19 protein-coding genes and 1 pseudogene are annotated in these 20,586 nt (G+C 69.3%); 10 read left to right on the forward strand and 10 right to left on the reverse strand.

The annotated features are described in order from the left end of the window. Window positions 1-43: 43 nt before the first annotated feature. Window positions 44-787, forward strand: a complete 744-nt coding sequence (locus G406_RS0127675; RefSeq protein ID WP_084216412.1) for a GntR family transcriptional regulator — start codon at window positions 44-46, stop codon at window positions 785-787. Between the two features lie 8 nt (window positions 788-795). Here G406_RS0127675 and G406_RS0127680 read toward each other — a convergent pair whose 3' ends face one another. Next, window positions 796-2,100, reverse strand: coding sequence for an MFS transporter (locus G406_RS0127680; protein WP_037078537.1), 1,305 nt, complete (start codon window positions 2,098-2,100; stop codon window positions 796-798). Window positions 2,101-2,247: 147 nt separating this feature from the next. Here G406_RS0127680 and G406_RS0127685 point away from each other — a divergent pair, with 147 nt between their 5' ends. The 3 genes from G406_RS0127685 to G406_RS50335 are packed head-to-tail and all read left to right on the forward strand — an operon-like array spanning window position 2,248 to window position 5,860. Beyond that, window positions 2,248-3,318: an S-methyl thiohydantoin desulfurase family protein gene (locus G406_RS0127685; RefSeq protein WP_028936284.1), complete on the forward strand. Its 1,071-nt coding sequence runs from the start codon at window positions 2,248-2,250 to the stop codon at window positions 3,316-3,318. A gap of 2 nt (window positions 3,319-3,320) precedes the next feature. Further along, a complete protein-coding gene (locus G406_RS0127690; RefSeq protein WP_028936285.1) occupies window positions 3,321-4,889 on the forward strand; it encodes a hydantoinase/oxoprolinase N-terminal domain-containing protein in 1,569 nt (522 codons plus the stop codon). Next, window positions 4,886-5,860, forward strand: coding sequence for a dipeptidase (locus tag G406_RS50335; protein ID WP_037078539.1), 975 nt, complete (start codon window positions 4,886-4,888; stop codon window positions 5,858-5,860). Before G406_RS0127690 ends, G406_RS50335 begins: the two co-directional genes overlap by 4 nt. On the opposite strand, the gene G406_RS59855 is transcribed toward G406_RS50335, so the two are convergent. Together G406_RS59855 and G406_RS59860 are read right to left on the reverse strand one after the other, a co-directional pair. Next, complete coding sequence (locus G406_RS59855; protein ID WP_425414634.1) at window positions 5,857-6,321, reverse strand: GbsR/MarR family transcriptional regulator; 465 nt, start codon at window positions 6,319-6,321, stop codon at window positions 5,857-5,859. The genes G406_RS50335 and G406_RS59855 overlap by 4 nt on opposite strands. Window positions 6,322-6,396: 75 nt before the next feature. Next, window positions 6,397-6,594 (reverse strand): annotated as a pseudogene (locus G406_RS59860) (helix-turn-helix domain-containing protein); the annotation flags it as partial. 184 nt (window positions 6,595-6,778) lie between these two features. Between G406_RS59860 and G406_RS0127705 the strand changes: the two are divergent. Further along, window positions 6,779-7,600 (forward strand): class I SAM-dependent methyltransferase, encoded by an 822-nt coding sequence (locus G406_RS0127705; RefSeq protein WP_028936286.1) that lies wholly within the window; start codon window positions 6,779-6,781, stop codon window positions 7,598-7,600. 38 nt (window positions 7,601-7,638) lie between these two features. Here G406_RS0127705 and G406_RS0127710 read toward each other — a convergent pair whose 3' ends face one another. Together G406_RS0127710 and G406_RS50345 are read right to left on the reverse strand one after the other, a co-directional pair. Beyond that, complete coding sequence (locus G406_RS0127710) at window positions 7,639-8,643, reverse strand: LLM class flavin-dependent oxidoreductase (protein WP_028936287.1); 1,005 nt, start codon at window positions 8,641-8,643, stop codon at window positions 7,639-7,641. Further along, the gene (locus tag G406_RS50345) at window positions 8,640-9,959 is read right to left on the reverse strand and encodes an MFS transporter (RefSeq protein WP_051342760.1); all 1,320 of its coding nucleotides are present in this window, start codon (window positions 9,957-9,959) and stop codon (window positions 8,640-8,642) included. The genes G406_RS0127710 and G406_RS50345 overlap by 4 nt, the downstream gene beginning before the upstream one ends. Before the next feature lie 679 nt (window positions 9,960-10,638). On the opposite strand from G406_RS50345, the gene G406_RS50350 reads away from it, so the two are divergent. The 5 genes from G406_RS50350 to G406_RS0127740 all read left to right on the forward strand — a co-directional run bounded on the left by G406_RS50350 (window position 10,639) and on the right by G406_RS0127740 (window position 15,342). Then, window positions 10,639-11,043 carry a DUF485 domain-containing protein gene (locus G406_RS50350; protein WP_156935196.1) on the forward strand — a complete coding sequence of 135 codons (405 nt, stop codon included), beginning with the start codon at window positions 10,639-10,641 and terminating at the stop codon, window positions 11,041-11,043. Window positions 11,044-11,084: 41 nt separating this feature from the next. Next, complete coding sequence (locus tag G406_RS0127725; protein ID WP_425414635.1) at window positions 11,085-12,653, forward strand: solute symporter family protein; 1,569 nt, start codon at window positions 11,085-11,087, stop codon at window positions 12,651-12,653. A 181-nt stretch (window positions 12,654-12,834) separates the two neighbouring features. Beyond that, a complete protein-coding gene (locus G406_RS0127730) occupies window positions 12,835-14,217 on the forward strand; it encodes an OFA family MFS transporter (RefSeq protein ID WP_028936289.1) in 1,383 nt (460 codons plus the stop codon). Further along, complete coding sequence (locus G406_RS57925; protein ID WP_169736797.1) at window positions 14,217-14,360, forward strand: MFS transporter small subunit; 144 nt, start codon at window positions 14,217-14,219, stop codon at window positions 14,358-14,360. Before G406_RS0127730 ends, G406_RS57925 begins: the two co-directional genes overlap by 1 nt. Before the next feature lie 79 nt (window positions 14,361-14,439). After that, the gene (locus G406_RS0127740) at window positions 14,440-15,342 is read left to right on the forward strand and encodes an NADP-dependent oxidoreductase (protein WP_028936290.1); all 903 of its coding nucleotides are present in this window, start codon (window positions 14,440-14,442) and stop codon (window positions 15,340-15,342) included. Window positions 15,343-15,414: 72 nt separating this feature from the next. On the opposite strand, the gene G406_RS0127745 is transcribed toward G406_RS0127740, so the two are convergent. From G406_RS0127745 to G406_RS0127765, 5 genes are read right to left on the reverse strand one after another with little or no spacing between them, the layout of a single operon-like run. Continuing rightward, window positions 15,415-16,140 (reverse strand): SDR family NAD(P)-dependent oxidoreductase, encoded by a 726-nt coding sequence (locus G406_RS0127745; RefSeq protein ID WP_084216459.1) that lies wholly within the window; start codon window positions 16,138-16,140, stop codon window positions 15,415-15,417. Next, window positions 16,137-17,519, reverse strand: coding sequence for an MmgE/PrpD family protein (locus G406_RS0127750; RefSeq protein WP_028936292.1), 1,383 nt, complete (start codon window positions 17,517-17,519; stop codon window positions 16,137-16,139). Before G406_RS0127750 ends, G406_RS0127745 begins: the two co-directional genes overlap by 4 nt. Then, the gene (locus G406_RS0127755) at window positions 17,516-18,505 is read right to left on the reverse strand and encodes a Bug family tripartite tricarboxylate transporter substrate binding protein (protein WP_169736798.1); all 990 of its coding nucleotides are present in this window, start codon (window positions 18,503-18,505) and stop codon (window positions 17,516-17,518) included. Before G406_RS0127755 ends, G406_RS0127750 begins: the two co-directional genes overlap by 4 nt. A gap of 24 nt (window positions 18,506-18,529) precedes the next feature. Further along, complete coding sequence (locus tag G406_RS50355; protein ID WP_051342762.1) at window positions 18,530-20,065, reverse strand: tripartite tricarboxylate transporter permease; 1,536 nt, start codon at window positions 20,063-20,065, stop codon at window positions 18,530-18,532. 40 nt (window positions 20,066-20,105) lie between these two features. Further along, window positions 20,106-20,585 carry a tripartite tricarboxylate transporter TctB family protein gene (locus tag G406_RS0127765; RefSeq protein WP_028936294.1) on the reverse strand — a complete coding sequence of 160 codons (480 nt, stop codon included), beginning with the start codon at window positions 20,583-20,585 and terminating at the stop codon, window positions 20,106-20,108. Window position 20,586 lies beyond the last annotated feature (1 nt).

A 20,586-nucleotide genomic window follows, 5' to 3' on the forward strand; every position in this document is an offset into this window, starting at 1 on the left:
TGCGCCGCCGATGTTCGAGAAGCTGCGTAGGATAGATATCTAGATGTCTACCACTGGAGACGATGCGATGCCGGGGCGCGTACCCAAGCAGCCGGGGACCGCGCGGTACCGACAGGTCGCCGAGGACCTGATCGCCCGGGTCGGTAGGTCGGAGCTGGTGCCCGGCCAGCGCCTCGAGCCGGAGGCGCAGCTCGCGCGGCAGTACGGCGTCAACCGGCTGACGATGAGACGGGCGCTGGAGGAGCTCTCTCGCGCCGGGCTGGTGCGTACCGAGCACGGGGTCGGCAGTTTCATCGCCGTACCCGCGACACGTCACCGCATCGACGACGGAGAGGCGAGCCTGTCGGAGTCGATGGCGCGGCGCGGGATCGTGGTTCGCCATCGAGTTCTCGCGATCACCGAGGCCGACCTCGGGGTGGACACCCCGTTTGCCGACTTCCCCGGCGCCGCGGTTCGGTTCCGCTTCGTGCGCTACCTGGAGGAGGAGCCGTGGTCGATCGGAGAGGTTCTGGTTCCGGCGTCGCTCGCCCCGCTGGACTGGGTGGGCGGGGCGAGCGTCTTCGCGGTGATCACCGCCCGGCACGGGCTGAGCGTCCGGCGGGCGGAGCGTGCCTTCAGCGCCGGACCGGCCGGCCCGGACGAGGCCGGCTGGCTCGACGTTCCGGTGGGCAGTGCGTTGCTCGAGCTGCGTGGCATCAACACCGACCAGCACGGACGCGTGGTGGCGAGGGTCGCCCACCACATCCGGGGTGACCGCGCGGAGTACGTCGTGCGGCTGCCCGGGTAGCGGTGAGGCTAGTCGAGACGGGTGTCTCGGGTCTCCGGCAGCTGCACCGAGAGCAGCGCGGAGACCAGCAGGAACGCGTCGATGAACACGACCGTCGTGCCGAAGGCGGTGGCGCGGGCCAGCATCAGGCCGATCACGGTCGGCGCGATGGTGTTGGCCACTCGTTGGGCGAAGATGCCCCACGAGTAACCGACCCCGCGCACAGCGGTCGGATAGAACTCGCCGAGCCAGGTGTTCCACACGCCGAACGCGCCGAGGCTGAAGAACGCGAGAAGGAAGTTGCCCACGTAGAGCATCGGCATGGTGCCGGCGAAGGCGAACAGCACACCGCTGGCAGCGGCCGAGGTGATGTAGGTGATGAACACGCGGCGGCGGCCGTAGCGGTGGGTCAGCCAGGACGCGCTGAGATACCCGGGGATCATCATGAGCGCGCTGAGCGCTGTGAAACCCAGCGTCGCGGAGACGGTGAGGCCTTTTCCGCGCAGCAGCTCGGGCAGCCCGGTCTGCAGCCCCCAATAACCCCAGGACAGGGCGAAGTTGAGCACGATCTGGGTCACGGTGATCCGGCGCAGCGGCCTGGCGAAGATCGCCCTGACCGACCCCACGCGGTGTTCGGGAACGGTCAGCGTCACGTCGTCGGGGACCTCGGCGCCCAGTGTGCGCAGCACGGTGCGTGCCTGCGCCTGCCGGCCGCTGGCCACCAGCCAATACGGCGACTCCGGGACGAACATCCTGATGGCCAACGCCCACAGCCCGACCAGCGCGTTGAGGAACACCACCGCTCGCCAGCCGTAACCCCCCACCGCCGATGTGGTGCCGACCGCGAGCAGCAGACCGAACGCCCATCCCGAGGACAGGTACACGGTGGCCTTGCCTCGGACCCGGACCGGCAGCAGCTCCTCGAAGTAGGGGAAGACCGTCACGTGCACCCCGGACAACATCAAGCCTGCCAGGAGCCGGGCCGCCAGCAGCCACGGATAGTTCGACGCGAAGGCGGCAACGGCGGTGCACACGCCGTAGAGCGCCAGGCTCCACGTGCAGGTCCGCCGACGTCCGATCCGGTCGGCAAGGACCCCGCTGATCAGCGAACCGGGGATCATCCCGAGGAACAGTGCGGACACCAGCAGCCCGAGGCTCGCCTCGTCGATGCCGAGCGATCGCCGGACGTCGGCACCGATGTAGACCAGCGCGAGCATCTCCCACGCCTCGAGCACGAAGGCGATACACAGCACCGCTCCGGCGCGGATGTGCGGCAGACGTAGTCGCATGTCCTCGAACACCGCGCCGACCGGTTGTTCAGTGGTAGCCCTCATCGAACCCTCCTGGTGTGAGCGCGAGCACAGTGGCCCGAAAGATAGGTTCAGCGCAAAAACGATCTGCTGGGCGCCGAGCCCAGCTGAGAGCTGTTCCTGTGCGGTGAGCACAGCTCGGTGTGCGAGGGCTCGATCTAGCTTTCCGGCATGCGGCAGATCACCACGGAAGACATCGCCCACGTGACGTTGGGCGCCACCCTGCTGGGCACCGGCGGAGGCGGTGACCCCTACATCGGCGCACTGATGGCCAGGCAGGCCATCGAGCGGTTCGGACCGGTCGACGTCGTCGACGCCGCCGACCTGGACCCGGACGGTCTCGTCGTCGCGGTCGCCATCGTCGGTGCCCCCACGGTGATCATCGAGCGGGTCCCGGCCGGCGCCGAGTTCGTCGAGTCGTTGCGCGCCATGGGGCGCTACCTGGGCAGGGACCCGGTGGCGATCATGCCCATCGAGGTGGGCGGGATGAACACGCTGATCCCGATGGCCACGGCGGCGGAGGTCGGCCTGCCCCTGATCGATGCGGACGGCATGGGGCGGGCGTTCCCGGAGATCGGCATGACCGTCTTCACCCTTGCCGGGCTGCCGGCCACACCGATCACGGTCTCCGACGAGAAAGGGAACCTCGGCATCTTCGAGACCGTCGACAACCGGACGGCGGAGATACTCGGCCGCACCGCGGTCGTGCAGCTCGGCATGGCCAACGCCGTGTCGCAGTACCCGATGACCGCGCGCCAGTGCGTGGACTCCGCGATCCACGGCTCGCTGAGCTACTGCACCGAGCTGGGCCGGATGCTGGCCAGCGCGCGAGACGGCAGCCCATCGGCTCTGGACGAGCTGCTGGACTTCGCCGGCGGGCGGCGCATCTTCAACGGGAAGATCACCGACATCGACCGTCGCGCCACCGACGGGTTCACCCGGGGCACGTGCGACATCGAGCACTTCGACGACCCGTTGCGCAGCATGCGGCTGCTGATTCAGAACGAGCTGCTCGTCGCGATCGACAACGGCACACCGGTGCTCACCCCACCCGACCTCATCTGCGTGCTCGACCACGAGAACGCGCAGCCGATCACCACCGAGACCCTCGCCTACGGCCAGCGCGTCGACGTCATCGCCCTGCCAGCCGCGAGGCAGTGGCACCGCGACGGCTTCCTCGACGTCGTCGGCCCGCGCGCATTCGGCTACGACCTCGACTACGTCCCGTTCGGAAGGAACTGATCATGAGCCAGCTGCGAATCGGGATCGACGTCGGCGGCACGAACACCGACGGGGTACTCGTCGACGAGCACAATGCGGTAGTGGTGGCGCACAAGACGCCGACCACCCCGGAGCCGCTCGACGGTATCCGCGCGGTGCTGACGAGCCTGCTGGACGGCGTCGACGCCGGCGCGGTGACCCAGGCCATGCTGGGCACCACCCACCCGGCCAACGCGATCATCCAGCGCCGCGACCTCGGCAGGGTCGGGGTGCTGCGGCTCGGGGCGCCCGCCACGTTCGCGGTACGGCCCGGCGCGTCCTGGCCGGCCGAGCTGCTGGCGGCGGTACTCGGTCCGGTGGCGATCGTGCGCGGTGGTTTCGAGTACAACGGCGCCGAGATCGCGCCGTTGGACACCGACGCGATCCGTCGGTTCGCCGACGAGTGCACGGCGGGGGAGGTGGACGCGATCGCGGTGTCCAGCGTGTTCGCCCCGGCCACCGACGAACACGAGCGACGTGCCGGGGCGCTGCTCACGGAGCTGGTCGGCGACCGGACACCGGTATCGCTGAGCCACCACATCGGCTCGCTCGGGCTACTCGAACGAGAGAACGCCACGATCCTCAACGCGGCGTTGCACGGAGTGGCCGGCGGTGTCGTCGACGGCTTCCGCTCGGCACTGCAGGCCCATTCGCTGGACGTCGAGGCATACCTGACACAGAACGACGGCACCCTGATGACGGCGGAGCAGGCAGTGCGGATGCCGGTGCTGACGCTGGGCTCCGGTCCGACCAACTCGATGCGCGGCGCGTGTGTGCTGGCCGGGGTGCGCGACGCCGTGGTGATCGACGTCGGTGGCACGTCCGCCGACGCGGGCATCCTGGTCGACGGATTCCCGCGCGAGTCGGCGGCCGCGGTCGAGGTCGGAGGCGTACGGACCAACTTCCGGATGCCGGACCTGATCTCGATCGGGCTGGGTGGCGGAACGGTGGTCCGTCAGGACGGAGCGGGGATCTCGGTCGGTCCCGACTCGGTCGGCTACCGGCTGGCCACCGAGGCGCTGACGTTCGGCGGTGCCACACTCACCCTGTCCGACATCAGCGCGGCGGCCGGTCGGCTGACCGGCTTCGGCGACCCGGCCCGGTCGGGCACGCTCGACGACCGGACCGTCAAGCTTGCGCTGAGCTGGGTGGACGAACGAATCAACCGGATGACCGAGCGGCTGAAGGCGAGCCGTGACGAGCTGCCGCTGATCGCGGTCGGCGGCGGGAGCCATCTGATCCCCGACTCGGTGACCGGCGCCAGCGAGGTTCTACGCCCGGCCAACCACGCGGTCGCCAACGCCTACGGCGCGGTCATCGCGGAGGCGTCCGGCGCGGTGGACCGCATCTACCGGTTCGATGCGCGTGGCCGCGAGGAGTGTCTGGACGAGGCACGGCAGCTCGCGGTGGACGCGGCGGCGCGCGCGGGAGCGGACCCGGCGAAGGTGCGCGTGACGTCGCTGCTGGAGGTGCCGCTGACCTACGTGCCGGGCAAGGCGTCCCGGGTGGTGGTCAAGGCGGCGGGCCCGCTGCGCGAACAGGTGGCGCGGTGATCGCGGACTGCCACAACGACCTGCTGCTGCACGTCCTGTACCAGCGCGAGCGTGGCCACCCGGACCCGTTCGGTGAGTTCTGGCTCCCTCAGCTGAGGGCGGGCGGGGTGGTCTGCCAGGTGCTGCCGATCTGCACCCAGGAGCAGTTCGTCGGCGAGGCGGCGCTGCGCCGCTGCCTGCTGATGATCGCCGAGGCCTACCGCTTCGCCGAGCAACACCGCGACGAGGTCGTGGTGGTCCACTCGGCGGCGGAGCTGTCCGATGCGTTGGCGGGCGGTCGGATCGCGCTATTGCTGGCGCTGGAGGGCGCCGAGCCCATCGGACACACCCTCGGGATCGTCGAGGTCCTGTACCGGGCCGGCATACGGATGGCCTCGCTGACCTGGAACCGGCGGACCCAGCTCGCCGACGGCGCCGCCGAACACCGGACCGGCGGCGGGCTGACCACACTCGGGATCGACGCCGTCGCCCGGATGCAGGACCTCGGGATGATCGTCGACGTCAGCCATCTGTCCGAGACCGGTTTCTGGCACGTTCACGAGGTGGCGATCATGCCCTATCTGGCGTCGCACTCGTCCTGCCACGCGCTGCGGGCACATCCACGCAACCTGACCGACGACCAGATCCTCGCGGTCGCCGACCGCGGCGGGGTGGTGGCGATCAACGCGTTCGGGCCGTTCCTCGCCGACTCGCCGACCATCGGGCATTTCGTCGACCACGTCGAACACGCGGTGGGCCTCGTCGGCGCGGGGCACGTCGCGCTGGGTCCGGACTTCTTCCAGGACATCGCGGAGCGGACCGATCCGATCACCACCGGCCTGTTGACGGGGCACTCACCAGGGGTTCCCGGGCTGAGCCGGCCAGCCGATCTCGCCGGGATCGAGCACCTGCTGGGGGAGCGGCTCGGCACGGAACAGGCGAGCCTGGTGGCTTCGGGGACCCTGCTGCGGTTCCTGCTGGACAACCTCTAGCCGGTCTCGTCCCGGTCCGGGGCGCCCTGCTCGTGTCCAGCGTGGGTCCGTTGGCTGGTGAGCGTGTGGTGCCAGTGTCGGGCGGAGCGGGCGAGGTCCTGTCCGACGTGGTGGAAGTACCGGCTCATCTCGGCCAATCGGTTGCCGGCGGGTGTGTCTCCGAGTAGTTCGGCACCGTGGTTCGCCGAACTGGCCCAGGCGGCGCAGACCTGTACCTCGCGGGTCGATGCCTGGTACCAGATGTCGTCGTCGATCAGGTAACGCTCGCGGCGCCGATGGACGTCCCGCTCACGCTTGATCAACCGTAGCTGTTCCAGGTAGAGCACGGCCTTGGAGATCGACGCCGGGCTGACCCGGAGGTCGGCCGCCAGCTCGGCGGCGGGTAGGCCGTCGCTCTCACTGGTGAGCAGGCAGACGAGTACTCGCGCGGGCGTCCGGGGGAGTCCCGTCGCCACCATCATCGCGGTGAACTGTTCTCGGAAGTCCCGGAACGGGGCAGGCTCCGGTGGGTGAGCGCCGGACGGGGCGCGGTGGATTCGGTGTGCACGCTGGGTGGTGGCCAGGTGTGCGTGGTCGGCCCGGTAGGCACCACGGCCTCCGTTGCGCGCGACCTCACGGCTGATCGTCGAGGTCGGGCGCCCGAGCCGCGCGGCGATCTCGGCGTAGCTGAGGCCGGCCGCGAGCCCGGCGGAGACGTGCTGTCGATCCTGTTGGCTGAGACGGTTGCCGGGCATGGGCCCAGTGTGCGTCTCCGAGATTTCAAGTGCAACGTTCGCGACGCGTTGCACTCTCCTCAGTCATTGCAATAACTGCTTATAGCTGCAGTTCAGAGCCGTTTAGTGATGTTGACTATGTGTGCAATGCAACGTAGCTTTCCTCTATCCGAACGCACTTTCATGATCACGGAAAGGATCATTCATGGGCACGGCCCTTCCGGCCTTCACGCCGGTGCAGGACAGTCTGTTCCTGACGTTGTGCGGCAGGGCGCTCGACAGCCGCGCGGAGCGTCCCATCCTCGCGGACGTGATGGCCGACCAGATCCTCCACAAGATCGGATTCGATCCCGCGACGCTGCCGTTCGCGGCGAAGGGTATGCGCGACATCGCGTTGCGGGCGAAGAAGCTGGACGAGGTCGTGGAGCGGTTCGTCGCGCGCCACCCGAACGCGGTCGTCCTGGACCTCGGGGCGGGCCTGGACAGCAGATTCTTCCGCGTCGACCCACCGTCCACGGTCGACTGGTACGACATCGACTTCCCCGAGGTCGTCGCGGTGCGGCACCAGGTCGTGCCCGCACGGGACAACGTCCACACCATCGGTGCCTCGTTGACCGACCCGCATTGGCTGGACGGCGTCCCGACGGACAGGCCGGCGGTGATCGTCGCCGACGGCCTGGTCGCATTCCTGGCCCAGGACGCCTTCGTGTCCCTGCTCAACCGGCTGACCGGTCATTTCCCCGGCGGGGAACTGGCTTTCAACGCCTACACCCGATTCCACGTCTGGGTGTTGAAGCGCTACAGCGGCACCGCGTCTCTCGCCGACGTGGTCGCCAACCCCGGCTTCGACGATCCTCACGAGCCGCAGCGCTGGGACCCGCGCCTGACCCTGGTCGAGGAAATCCTGCTCACCCGAGCGCCGGAGGTCGCCGACTACCCGACGGCGCTGCGCGTGTGGACCAGGTTGGCGGCCCACAGCACCGCGTTGTCCCGCAGGGGCACCGCCGTCCTGCGCTACAGCTTCTGAGCCCGCCGCCGGCCACCGTTCCCGATGTTCCCCGAGCTTCAGCGTCGAAGCAGCGGCAGTACCTGGTCGCTGAAATCTGCCAGGAGCCGGTGGGGCAGGTCGTAGGAGCCGACGTGCTGCAACAGCACCGAGCCGACGCCGGCCGCCTCCACCCGAGCCACCCGTTCCGCGATCTGCTCGGCGGTGCCGAACAGACAGAACCGGCGGGCGAAGGCGGTGACGGCGGCATCGTCCACGTGGGGTTCGCAGGCGTCGATCGCCGCCGTCCATGACTCGGCGTGCACGAGATCGGGATAAACCTCGGGCAGCCGGGAGGGAACCCGGACGTGGATCCCCGCGGCCTCGAGGAACGCGCTACCGCCGTTGCCGGCGATGGCCAGGCAGATCGGCTTCAGCTCTCGTGCATCACGCTCGACGTCGTCGGTCACGCGGCAGTACGCGGTCACCGTCAGGGGTATCGGAGCGCGGCACTCGGCCTCCGCGCCCTCGCGGACGAGCGCGGTCGCGGCGGCGAGTGGTTCCGGTGAGACGCCGGACAGCAGGATGGCGCCGTCGGCGATCCGCCCGGCGAGCCGCAGGTTCCGGGGACCGCTGGCGGCCAGGTGGATGGGTACCCGCACCGGATCGCGCAGCCGTCCGGTCACGGTGCCGAAATCGACCTCGCGGCCCGCCAGCAGGCCCCGGAGCACACCGAGCCGTGCGCGCAGCTCGGTCTGGGAAGACGGCGCCAGGCCCACGGGCCTGACCGAGCTGTCCCCGACTCCGACACCGAGCACGAACCGGCCCGGAGCGACCTCGGCGACGGTACGTGCCGCCGACGCGACGACGGTGGGGTGCCGGGTGACCATGTTGGTGACGGCGGTGCCGAGCGTGATCCGCGAGGTGGCCCCACCCGCGGCCGCGGCCACCGCGAACACATCCCGCCACAGCAGCTGCGAGTCGGGGAACCACACCTCGTCGAATCCCGCCCGCTCCGCGTCCCGGACGTGTGCGACCAGCTCCGGCAACGGCACGCAGGGCGGTATCCGCAGCCCGACCCTCATCGGATGGCCGTCGAGGTTCCCCTCGCGGCGAGCCGTTCGGCCGGCCGCGCGTCCGCCGGGCGCAGGAAGCAACCGGCGACCAGGGAGATCAACGCGGCCGCAGCCATGTAGACCGCGATCGCCTGCCATCCACCCGTCGACTCGAGCAGCGAAGCGCCGATGGCCGGCGCGAACGCGTTACCCGCGATGGTGCCGAGCGTGAACCCGATCGACATCCCGCTGAACCGCACCGAGATCGGGAACGCCTGTGAGAAGAACAGCGGGTACACCGCATAGTTGGCCGAATATCCCGCGTACAACACCACGAAGCCCAGCAGCATCAGCCCGTAGCTCTTCGTGTCCAGCAGGACGAACCACACGAAGGGCAGCGGGATCATCGCCGCCGCACCGATCAGGAACACCGGACGTACCCCGATGCGATCCGCCAGTACACCCCACAGCGGCACACACACCACGATCGCCAGTGCCCCGGGCAGCAGCACACCCAGCATCGCCGGCGTGCTCATGCCCAACGCGACCTGACCGTAGGTCAGCACGAACACCGTCGTCACGGTGAACGCGATCCCGGCACCGACGGTCCCCAGCGTCACCAGGACCACCTGCAGCCAGCAGCGGCGCAGCACGTCGACCAGCGGGAGCCTGCGGACGGACCCCTCGACCTTGACGTGCACGAAGTCGGGGCTCTCCCGCAGCTTCAGGCGGACCACCAGCCCGACGATCACCAGCAGGGCGCTGAGCAGGAACGGAATCCTCCAGCCCCACGACAACAGCTGGTCCTGCGGCAGCCGTGTCACCAGGAGGAAGACCGCGTTCGCGAGAATCAGGCCGACCGCGGTGCCGGTGTTCAGCAGGCCGCCGGACAGCCCGCGCCTGCGCGGTTCCGCGTGCTCGATCGTCATCAGTACGGCACCGCTGTACTCACCACCCAGCGAGATGCCCTGGACGATCCGGAGGATCACGAGCAGGACGGGCGCGGCGACGCCGATCTGCCCGTACGTCGGCAGCAGCCCGATCGCGGTGGTCGCGATGCCCATCATGGTCAACGTCATCACGAGAATCGACCTGCGTCCGACCCGGTCGCCGAAATGACCGAACAGGAGCCCGCCCAGCGGGCGAGCCACGTACCCGACGCCGAACGTCGACAGCGAGACCAGTGTGCCGACCACGGGATCGGCCGAGGGGAAGAAGATCTTGGCGAACAGCACCGACGCGGCGGACCCGTAGATCGCGAAGTCGTAGTACTCCAGGGCGGTGCCCAGCCAGCCTGCGAACACCGCGCGCCTCGGCTGGTGGATCGGTGGTGGGAGAGCCGACATGGTTGGACCCCTGTCATTGAACACAAACGGCAGTTGACCTGCACATCTATCTGGCCGGTCCGAGCGGGAGGCGGCGATACTACGATCGGCGCTCCGCGTTGTGACAGCCCGTCGGTTCGGTCAGCGGACCCGTCCTGGCCTCTCGTGGCTGCCGCGGTACGGACGGGACCGGTGGGGCTCGATGACGCACTCCGCACCCGTTCGTGCTGCCTCGCACACGTCCGGACGTGTGCGACGGGACATGACGGTGTGCGAGGCCGCGGGAAGTGGTCCGAAGGCTGGGAGTCGCCTTGAATAACTGAGGGAATTCTCAGTAAAGGCTCGGTTAATGCGCGCCTGTCCGGCGTCGTGATTACAGCGTTGTCGAGCCGTCCGGGAATGGGTGGGCAGCGAAGGCGATCAGGCTGACTTGACCAGGCTGAATGCGGCGCCGAGAGTCCACGTTCGATGCAGTCAAGTGGCCTGAATGGGTGAGGATCGAACCTAACGAGAAACTCTCAGAATAGGACCCGACAGCGTTGGGTGGAAACACCTCGGGTTAGCGTGTCGTGCGGCGATAAAACAGTGGCCCCCGCGGTCACTGTGGCAACAGAACGTGACTGTGGCGCGCCTGGAGAGCCGCCACTGTCACACGCGCTGGCGTCCACGGGGGACATCAGGGGTGGGTTCGGAGGGGCATGTGACGCAGGTGAACGAGGGGCACGGCAGGCACAGCGTGGGTGGTGCCGTGGTCACCGAGGAAACACTTTTCGGCAGGTCCGGGCAGCAGGAACACGGGGGGCTCGATTTCGTCCGGATCGGCCAAGAGCCGGCTTTCCTGTCGTTGCGTCGCAAGCAACGCCGGTTCATCTTTCCGCTCAGCATTCTGTTCATGGCCTGGTACATGACGTTCGTGCTGCTCGCGGCCTATGCGCACGACTTCATGAGCCGCCCGGTACTCGGATTGATCAACATGGGGATGTTGCTCGGCCTGGCGCAATTCGTCACGACGGTATTGATCATGTTCGCCTACTGCCGCTATGCCAGGAACACTCTCGATCCGGCGAGCGAGCAGGTTCGGGAGCTCGAGGAGGGGATCGCGTGAGCACGTCGACCGAATTATTACTGGCGGCGGGCGCGAGTCCCGTGGCGAGCAAACCGATCTTCAACCTGTCGCTTTTCGTCGGGTTCGTCCTGATCACGCTGTACGTGGTGCACCGGGTGAGCACCGGCAATTCGAGTGTGAGCAATTACTACACAGCCGGCGGCCAGTTCACCGGCGGGCAGAACGGCATCGCGCTGTCGGGCGACTTCCTGTCCGCGGCGTCATTCCTCGGTATCGCGGGCGCCATCGCGGTGCACGGCTACGACGGTTTCGTGTACTCGGTCGGCTGGGTGGTCGCCTGGCTGGTCGGCCTGCTGCTGATCGCCGAGATGCTGCGCAACACAGGCCGCTTCACGATGGGTGACGTGGTCGCCTACCGGCTGCGCCAGCGTCCGGTCCGGGTCGCCGCCGCGGCCTCCACGTTGATCATCTCCTACGTCTACCTGCTCGCTCAGGTCGCCGGCGCGGGTGGCCTCGTCGCCCTGCTGCTGAACGTCACCAGTAAGTCCGGACAGGCGATCGCCATCGCCGTGGTGGGCGCGCTGATGATCGTCTACGTGCTGCTCGGCGGCATGAAGGGCACGACCTGGGTGCAGATCATCAAGGCCGCGCTGCTGCTGCTGTGCATGATGCTGATCACCGTGTACCTGCTGGGCCGGTTCGGCTTCAACCTGTCGACGATCCTGGGTCAGGCCACCACCCACAACTCGCTGGGTACCGCGATCCTGGGCCCGGGCACGCTGTACGGCAGCGACCCGCTCGACTTCGTGTCGCTGGCGCTGGCCCTGGTGCTGGGTATCTGCAGCCTGCCGCACGTGTTGATGCGGTTCTACACGGTGCCCAACGCCCGCCAGGTCCGTCGTTCGCTGGTGTGGGCGATCTGGAGCATGGTCATCTTCTACTCGTGCACGCTGATCGTGGGCTACAGCGCCACCGCGCTGGTCGGCTCGACCGCGATCGTCGCGGCGCCCGGTGGCGAGAACTCGGCGGCTCCGCTGCTGGCTTACGCGATCGGCGGGCCGGTGCTGCTCGGTCTGGTGTCCGCGGTCGCCTTCGCCACGATCCTCGCGGTGGTGGCCGGGTTGACGCTGACCGCGTCGGTGTCCTTCGCCCACGACGTGTACTCCAGCATCATCAAGCGCGGCAACGCCGATCCGCGCAGGGAGGTGCGGGTAGCACGGCTGACCGCGCTGGTGATGGGCGCGCTGGCCATCCTGGGCGGCATCCTGGTCAACGGCCGCAACGTGGCGTTCCTGGTCGCGCTCGCGTTGGCGCTGGCCGCGTCGGCGAACCTGTCGACCCTGCTCTACTCCTTGTTCTGGAAGCGGTTCACCACGGCGGGCGCGCTGGCCAGCATCTACGGCGGGCTCGGCTCCTGCCTGCTGCTGATCCTGGGCTCCCCGGTGATGTCCGGGGCGAAGGACTCGATCATCAAGGGCGTGGACTTCCACGTCTTCCCGCTGAGCAACCCCGGCATCGTCTCGATCCCGTTCTCGTTCCTGTGCGGTTTCGTCGCCACCATGCTCAGCAAGCGCGAACCGTCCGACGGCAAGCAGGCGGAGATGGAGGTTCGGGCGCTCACCGGGATCGGCTCGGGCCTCGAACCCTGATCCTTACCTGAGCGTTCCTCAGCCGATTTCTCTGTGTGATCGGCTGTTGACGTGCAGTGATGACCGTCGGCGTGACGACTGGTGACTCCTGGGACAGGAGTTCGGGTTGCACGCCTCGGACGGTCCTCCTAACTTTCGGGACAAATGCATCGGCGCTGGGCGCCGGAAGGGGGCGGCCTGGATGGCCGAAACAGGTTTCCTCGACCGAGCACGGATCGTCGCTCCACCAGGACGCAGCCGCTGGCTGATTCCACCGGCGGCACTGGCGATCCATCTGTCCATCGGTCAGGCCTACGCGTGGAGCGTGTTCAAGGACCCGCTGGGCGCCACGTTGCTGCAGGGCAGCAAGTACGCGGGCACGCTGAGCGGACTGCCGTTCAACCTCGCCATCGTGATGCTCGGCGTCTCGGCGGCGCTGTTCGGCACCAAGGTCGACCACAAGGGCCCGCGCTGGGCGATGGTCATCGCCACTGTCTGCTTCTCGGCCGGATTCCTGATCGCCGCCGCCGGTGTGGCGCTGGGTCAGTTCTGGCTGGTGGTGCTCGGCTACGGCTTCGTCGGCGGCATCGGGCTGGGCATCGGCTACATCTCGCCGGTGTCCACCCTGATCAAATGGTTCCCGGACAAGCCGGGCATGGCCACCGGGCTGGCGATCATGGGCTTCGGTGGCGGCGCGCTGATCGCCTCGCCGTGGTCCAGCGCGATGCTCACCGCCTTCGGTGGCAGCAAGAGCCCCGGCGGGCTGGCCCAGACGTTCCTGCTGCACGGCATCGGCTATGCGGTGTTCATGTCGCTGGGCTGGCTGCTGATCCGGGTGCCCGCCGACGACTGGCGTCCCGCCGGCTGGGATCCCGCGTCGGTCAGGGCGAAGCCGCTGGTCACCACGGCGAACGTGTCGGCGGCCAACGCGGTGAAGACGCCGCAGTTCTGGCTGCTGTGGGTGGTGCTGTGCTTCAACGTGACCGCCGGGATCGGCATCCTGGAGCGGGCCGCCCCGATCTACCAGGACTTCTTCCGGGGTGACACACCCGCGAAGACACTCACCGCGATCGCGGCGGGCTTCGTGTCGATCCTGTCGCTGGCGAACATGCTGGGTCGGTTCGTCTGGTCCTCGGTGTCCGACGTGATCGGTCGCAAGAACATCTACCGCTTCTACCTGGGTGTCGGCGCGATCCTGTACCTCGTGCTGGAGCTGGCCGGGAACTCCAGCAAGGCGGTGTTCCTGATCTGCGCCATGCTGATCCTGTCGTTCTACGGGGCAGGCTTCGCCACCGTGCCGGCGTACCTGCGGGACCTGTTCGGCACGTACGAGGTCGGCGCCATCCACGGTCGGCTGCTCACCGCATGGTCGGTCGCGGGCGTCGCCGGGCCGTTCATCGTGGACTTCATCGCGGACGAGCAGAAGGCCGCCGGGCTGTCCGGGACCGCGCTGTACCACCTGTCCTTCCGCATCATGATCGGGCTACTGGTGGTCGGCTTCGTGTGCAACGAGTTGATCAAGCCGGTGGCGGCGAAGTTCCAGGAGCCGTCCACCGTCGCGGTGGCGGATCGAGAGGCGGCGTGATGAGCGACGGCACCGCACAACCGGCCGGCGGTCAGGCTTCGGACACCGTGGTCGGGGTGATCGCCTGGCTGTGGGTCCTCATCCCGTTCCTGTGGGGCGTCTGGCAGTTGCTGATCAAGGTGGTCCCGCTCTTCTCCCACTGACCCGCACCGCGTCCACACCGCGAAGTCGTGCTCAGTGCGAGCTGGGGAAGACTGTGAAGGCGAGCGAGGGGAGTGGCGCGTGCGAGGTTATGGGTTCGTCCGGGCCGGCGGGCCGGAGCAGGAAGGCTTTCTGGACGTCCCGGTCCCGGTGCCGGGGACGGGAGAGCTCCTGGTGCGGGTACGTGCGGCCGGGGTCAACCCGGGTGACTGGCGCGTGCGCGACGGCGAGTACGGAACGGACGGGCCCGCCGTACTGGGACGTGAGGTCGCCGGCACGGTGCTGACGCTCGGCGACGGCGTGACAGGGTTCGCGCCCGGCGACGAGGTGTTCGGCGGCTGCCCCGGCATGATCGGTGGCTGGGCCGAGCAGGCGATCGTGACCGCGTCGTTCGCGGCACACCGTCCCGAGGCGGTGAGCCCGGAGGCGGCAGCGGTTCTTCCGGTCGCCGCGGGCACCGCGTACGACGCACTGGACCAGCTCGCACTCGACGCCGGCTCGACACTGCTGGTCAACGGAGCGGGAGGCGGTGTCGGCATCCCGATGCTGCAGCTGGCGCGACTGCGGGGGCTTCGGGTGATCGGCACGGCCAGCCAGGGAAAGCACGATCTCGTCGCCGGCTTCGGCGCGGTACCGGTCGCCTATGGCGAAGGTGTCGTCGAGCGGATCCGGTCGGTTGCACCGGACGGGGTCGATGGGGCGCTCGACCTGGTCGGCGGGGATGCGCTGCGGGCGGTCGCCGAACTCGTACCGGCGGACCGGCTGTTCTCGGTCGCCGACAAGCCATTGGCGAAGGAACTCGGCGGCCGCGAGGTCGTTCGGGAACGCACCACCGCGGTCCTGACGGCGCTGGCGAAGCTGGTTGCCGAGAACCAGCTCGACCCCTTCGTCACGGATGTCCGTCCACTCACCGAGGCCGGTGAGGCACTGGCCCTCGTCGAGAGCGGCCACGCGCGAGGTAAGCAGGTGCTGCTGCCCACCTGAAGCTCCCGGGCGACGTCGCATACCCCACGTGCACTGCGAACAGGTTGCGCGGTGAAGGCCGGGTGTGCGAAGTCAGCCAGGGGGTGGGCCGGACTCGATGAGCTGGCCGGTGATCTCGGCGGCGGCGGGGGAGGCCAGGAACGTCACCAGGGCTGCCAAACGGTCCCGGTGTCGCCGTTCCTCGGCCGGGTCGGGGTCGTTGATCCGGCCGGGCGACACCGCGTTGGCGGTGATGCCGTCCGGGGCGCACGCGGCGGCCAGTGCCTTGGTCATGCCGACCAACCCGTGCTTGGCGGCGGACACGTGTACCCGGCCAGGGTCGCCGCGCAGCGCGTTCGCGCCGAGGATCGAGAGGATCCGACCGTGCCCGGCTGCGCGTAACGCGGGCAGAGCGGCCTGCACACAGTGGAACGCGCCGTCCAGGATCACCGCGTGGACCGCACGCCAGTCGGCGATCGTCAGCTCGCCCACCGGCACCCGGGTGCGCAGCGCCGCGTTGTTCACCACCACCCGCAGCGGACCCAGCTCGGCCGCGACCGTCATCATGGCCGCGACCTCGGCGGGGTCGGTGACGTCCGCCCGCACCGCCCTGGCCGGTACGCCCAGCTCACGGGCGGCCGAGGCGACCTGCTCGGCGGCGGCCAGGTCGGCGCGGGTGTTGACCACGACGCCGAACCCGGCCCCGGCCAGCGCGAGCGCGATCGCCCTGCCCAGGTTGCGCGCCCCGCCGGTGACCACCGCGATCCCCGCATCGCCGGAGACGAGGGCGCCGGTCCGGGACCGGTCCTCGCCGTTCACGCCGGGACCTGGGCGCACGCCCGGACCAGGGAGCCGAAGTCGTCGAGCCGGTCGGCCTCCCAACACCGCGTCACCAGCGCCGACGCGGCCTCGGTGCCCAGGCACGGCCCGGCCACGTCGGCGAACTTCGCGGTCAGCTCGTCGTCGGACAGCGGGTTGTCCGGGGTGCCCCGGTTGTTGGCGACCTCGGCGCGCAGCGTGCGACCGTCGTGCAGGGTGACGGTGACCCGCGCGCCACGCTTGCTCATCGCCTCGTCCACCACCACGGCGATCCGGTCGCGCATCCGCGCGGTGGCCGGGTCGGTGGCGCCCGCGTCGGTGAAGTGCGTCAGGCCGGGGCGTGCCGCGAGCAGCGCCACCGCGGCGCCGTGGGTGAGGCTGAACTTGGCGTCCAGCCCGGTCCGGGGATCGACCTTGCCGGTCACCGTCGCCGCGTACGGGTGCACGGTGGCCCGTACCGACTCCACGTCCGATGGCCTGAACGGATGGCGCTCCCGCAGCTCGCGCAGCGCGTCGATGGTGGGATGGGTCAGCGAGCCGCTGGGGTAGGCCTTGTACCCGTTCGCCGGCAGGTTCCATCGTGTTCCGAGCTCTGTGACGAGCAAGCGGGGGTCCGGGTCCGGGGCGAGCACCCGCAGGAAACCGCGCTCACCCTCCAGGATCGTGGTGGCCGAGGTGAAGCCCTCGTCGGCGAGCAGCCCGGACAGCAGTCCGTCCATCGCCGCCTTGCCCGGGTGCAGCGCCTTGCCGTTCGTGCCGTACACCTCCTTCAGACCGGCGGCCTGGGTGCCCGAGGTCCCCAGGGCGTAGGCGCAGCGCAGCTCGTCCAGACCCAGCAGCCGGGCTGCGGCGGCAGCGGCACCGAGGTGGCCGGTGGTCCCGGTGACGTGCCAGCCCACCTCGTAGTGGCCCGCTCCCGCTGCCTGCCCGACCCTGGTCTCCACCTCGAAACCGGCGACGAACGCCAGAAGGGCCTGGGTACCGGTGACTGGCCCCAGTTCGGCGAGCGCGAACACGACCGGCCACACCGGACCGCTGCCGTGCACCGTCGTGTCGCCGGGGTTGAAGGTGTCGTCGTAGTCCTGCAGGTGTGAGGCGAAGCCGTTGATCAGTGCGGCGAACGGCGCCGTGGTGCGTTCGCGTCGGCCCACCACGGTGGCCTGCGTGCCGGGCGCGAGCCGGGCGGCCGTCCGGCACACCGCGTCGGTGTCCGCTTCGCCCGCGCCCGCGAGAGTGGCCGCGAGCCAGTCCACCAGCGCTCGCTTGGCCTCGTGCCACACCGGCTCCGGGACGGCGTCCCTGCTCAGCTCGGTGACGAACCGGGCCAGGCGCCGGGTGGCACCCGGTTGGGTCGTGCCGTTCATGGTGCCGCCGTTCATTGGGGGCCCAGCTTCAGCTGCCGGACCAACGTGGTGAGCGAGCCGCGCTGGGCGTCGAGGAACGCGCCGAACCGTGCCGCATCCTGGTACTCGGTGACGTCGCCGTTCTCCTCGGCGTAGGCGGTCCACTCAGGGGTGGTCACGAGTTTCTTGAAGAGATCCTGGTAGTGGGCCAGCGCGGCGGGCGGGATGCCGGGCGGACCGACGAAGCCGCGGAACTCCTCCGGGAGCCCGGTGATGGGCAGTCCCTGTTCCCGCAACGTGGCGATCTGAGGAAACGTCGGCACCCGGCGGTCTCCGGCGGCCGCGATGACCCGAATCTTCCCGGCCCTGACCTGCTCGACGAAGTCGTTCGAGGCGCCGATCATCATCTGTGCGTCACCGCGCAGCAGAGAGGCGATTCGCTGGCCGCTGTCGGAGAAGGACAGGTAGCTCCAGTTCGCGCCGGTCTGTGCCTGCATCGCCTTGCCGGACAGCGAGTCGGTCGCGGTGATCGAACCGCCGACCTGCACCAGCCGGTCGGGCTGGTCGCGCGCGGCGTCGATGAAGTCCGCCGCGGTCCGGTAGGGCGAGTCCGCCCGCACCGCCATCAGCTGCGGTTCGACGAGCAGCCCGGCGACCGGCTGCACATCGCTGATGGACACGGCGCTGTTCTTCAACGTCAACGGCGTGACCAGCCAGGTCGGCGTGATCGCGGCGATCGAGTCGTCTCGACCCCTGCGGCCGCGCAGGTAGGACATGGCGCCGATGCCCGAGCCCTCGGTCTGGTTGCGCACCGACCAGTTCGTGTTCATCAGCTTGGTCTGCTGGAGCAGCTTCACCACCTGGCGCGCGAACACGTCGCTGCCACCGCCCGGCCCGGTGTGCACCACCACGTCGGTGCGGCTGGGTATGCCGTTGGCACTGCGGTGCGGCGCTATTCCGCAGCTGGTCAGGGCGAGCGCGGTCACGGCGAACGCCATGGCCAGCCGCGCGGTGGTCACCATCGGGCTCCTCCTGATCAGGTCCATCTAGCGGCCACGGTCTTGGCCGGCGGGTTCGGGCACGGGTGGGGCGGCCCGGAAGCGGCGTCGCCCACCGCTGACGGCCACCGCGAGTGCGACGAGGACCGCGACGGCCAGGATGACCGCCGAGATCGGTCGTTGGACGAAGATCAGCGGGTTGTCCCGGGACAGCACGAGCGACTGACGTACCGCGTTCTCCGCCAGCGGGCCGAGCACGAACGCCATCAGCATCGGCGCCGAGGGCACGCCGAGCTTGCGCATCGCGTAACCGAGCAGGCCGAAGAACGCGAGCAGGCCGATGTCGAAGGCGGAGCTGCGCACGCTGTACACGCCGACCACCGCGAGCACCAGGATCGCGGGATAGAGGGCCCAGTAGGGGATCTTGAGCACCTTCACCCAGACCGGGATCATCGGCAGGTTCAGGATCAGCAGCGCGACGTTTCCGATGTACAGGCTGGCGATCACCGGCCAGCCGATCTCCGGATGATCGGTGAACAGCAGCGGCCCGGGCTGCAGGCCGTACAGCAGCAGCGCGGCCAGCATCACCGCGGTGCTCGCGGTGCCCGGCAGACCGAGGCTGAGCAACGGGATCATCGCGCCGCCGGACTCCGAGTTGTTCGCGGCCTCCGGCGCGGCGACTCCTTCGATGGCGCCCTTGCCGAACCGTTCCGGCGTCCGCGACGTGCGCTTGACCAGCGTGTAGGACAGGAACGAGGCGACCGTCGAGCCGCCGCCGGGCAGCGCGCCGACGAGGAAGCCGAGGATCGAGCCCTGCGCGATGGCGCCTCGGCAGCGTTTCAGGTCGGCCATGCTCGGCAGGAGCGCGCGCACCGTGGTCGGTACCTCGAACAGCGGCCTGCCCATCGCCTTCTCGGTGTTCAACAGCACCTCGGCGACCGCGAACAGCCCGACGCTGAGCGTGATGAACTCGATTCCGTCCGACAGCGCCGTGCTGCCGAAGGTCAGGCGCTGCTGGCCGGAGAAGATGTCCACCCCGATCGTCGACATCAGCAGGCCGAGCGTCATCGAGATGAAGCCCTTCAGCGGCGACTCGCTGGCCATCATGATCACCAGGAGCAGCGCGAAGACCATCAGTGCGGCGTACTCGGGCGGGCCGAAGTCCACCGCGAGGTTCGCCACGAACGGCGCGGCGAAGGTCAGCGCGACGACCCCGACGGTGCTGGCGATGAACCCGGAGATCGCGGACATGCCCATCGCGGGCCCGGCGCGCCCCTGCTTGGCCAGCTGGTGCCCGTCGATGCACAGCACCACCGAGGACGGCTCGGTCGGGATGTTGAGCAGGATCGCGGTGGTGGAACCGGCGAACTTCGCACCGTGGTAGATACCCGCCATCATGATCAACCCGGTGGCCGGCGGGAGGCTGGTGGTCAGCGGCAGCAGGATGGCCAGGGTGGCGGGCGGCCCGAGACCGGGCAGAATGCCGATCAGGGTGCCGATCACGACGCCGACCGCCACCCAGAACAGGTTGAGCGGACTGAGCGCGGCACCGAAGCCGTCGATCAGGTTGTGCAACGCTCCCATGGCTCTCCCTTGAGACCAGAAGCCGGAGTGGTGGGCGGGCTCAGGACGAGCCGGGCAACGCCGGACCGGGCAGGTCGACCCCGAGCAGGTAGACGAACAGCAGGTACACCCCGAGCGGGATGAGGACCGAGGCGAGCAGCGGGCGCAGGCCCCGGATCCGTTCGACGCCGAACGCCAGGTAGGCCACCAGAGCAACCATGGCGGGCACGAAGCCGATCACCAGCAGCAGCGGGATGGAGACCACGAACCCCAGCCAGACCCGCCCCGCGCGAACCGCTCCGGCGACTTCGAACCGGTCCTCGGTCGCGGGCTCGATGGCCGGACCGGTCGTCCTGGCCCGCAAGCTCACCAGCGCGAGCAGCAGCCCGAGCACGATGAGCAGCACGGCGAGCAGGTCGGGGAAGAACCCGGGTCCCGGCACGCCGTGCGCGCCGAACCGGTCCAGGCCCACCGCGGCCGTCAGCGCACCGACGCCGAGGGCGGCGACCACGACTCCCAGCACGATCTCGGTGATGCGCATC

Source organism: Actinospineispora spinosispora DSM 44797, assembly GCF_000429025.1.
GTDB classification, from domain to species: Bacteria; Actinomycetota; Actinomycetes; order Mycobacteriales; family Pseudonocardiaceae; genus Pseudonocardia; species Pseudonocardia spinosispora.

What these genes read in the sequence shown, in the direction of transcription:
- G406_RS0127675 (WP_084216412.1), top strand. Translation starts at nt 44, where the DNA reads ATGTCTACCACTGGAGACGATGCGATGCCGGGGCGCGTACCCAAGCAG.
- G406_RS0127680 (WP_037078537.1), bottom strand. Translation starts at nt 2,100, where the DNA reads ATGAGGGCTACCACTGAACAACCGGTCGGCGCGGTGTTCGAGGACATG.
- G406_RS0127685 (WP_028936284.1), top strand. Translation starts at nt 2,248, where the DNA reads ATGCGGCAGATCACCACGGAAGACATCGCCCACGTGACGTTGGGCGCC.
- G406_RS0127690 (WP_028936285.1), top strand. Translation starts at nt 3,321, where the DNA reads ATGAGCCAGCTGCGAATCGGGATCGACGTCGGCGGCACGAACACCGAC.
- G406_RS59855 (WP_425414634.1), bottom strand. Translation starts at nt 6,321, where the DNA reads ATGATGGTGGCGACGGGACTCCCCCGGACGCCCGCGCGAGTACTCGTC.
- G406_RS0127705 (WP_028936286.1), top strand. Translation starts at nt 6,779, where the DNA reads ATGGGCACGGCCCTTCCGGCCTTCACGCCGGTGCAGGACAGTCTGTTC.
- G406_RS0127710 (WP_028936287.1), bottom strand. Translation starts at nt 8,643, where the DNA reads ATGAGGGTCGGGCTGCGGATACCGCCCTGCGTGCCGTTGCCGGAGCTG.
- G406_RS50345 (WP_051342760.1), bottom strand. Translation starts at nt 9,959, where the DNA reads ATGTCGGCTCTCCCACCACCGATCCACCAGCCGAGGCGCGCGGTGTTC.
- G406_RS0127730 (WP_028936289.1), top strand. Translation starts at nt 12,835, where the DNA reads ATGGCCGAAACAGGTTTCCTCGACCGAGCACGGATCGTCGCTCCACCA.
- G406_RS57925 (WP_169736797.1), top strand. Translation starts at nt 14,217, where the DNA reads ATGAGCGACGGCACCGCACAACCGGCCGGCGGTCAGGCTTCGGACACC.
- G406_RS0127750 (WP_028936292.1), bottom strand. Translation starts at nt 17,519, where the DNA reads ATGAACGGCGGCACCATGAACGGCACGACCCAACCGGGTGCCACCCGG.
- G406_RS0127755 (WP_169736798.1), bottom strand. Translation starts at nt 18,505, where the DNA reads ATGGTGACCACCGCGCGGCTGGCCATGGCGTTCGCCGTGACCGCGCTC.
- G406_RS50355 (WP_051342762.1), bottom strand. Translation starts at nt 20,065, where the DNA reads ATGGGAGCGTTGCACAACCTGATCGACGGCTTCGGTGCCGCGCTCAGT.
- G406_RS0127765 (WP_028936294.1), bottom strand. Translation starts at nt 20,585, where the DNA reads ATGCGCATCACCGAGATCGTGCTGGGAGTCGTGGTCGCCGCCCTCGGC.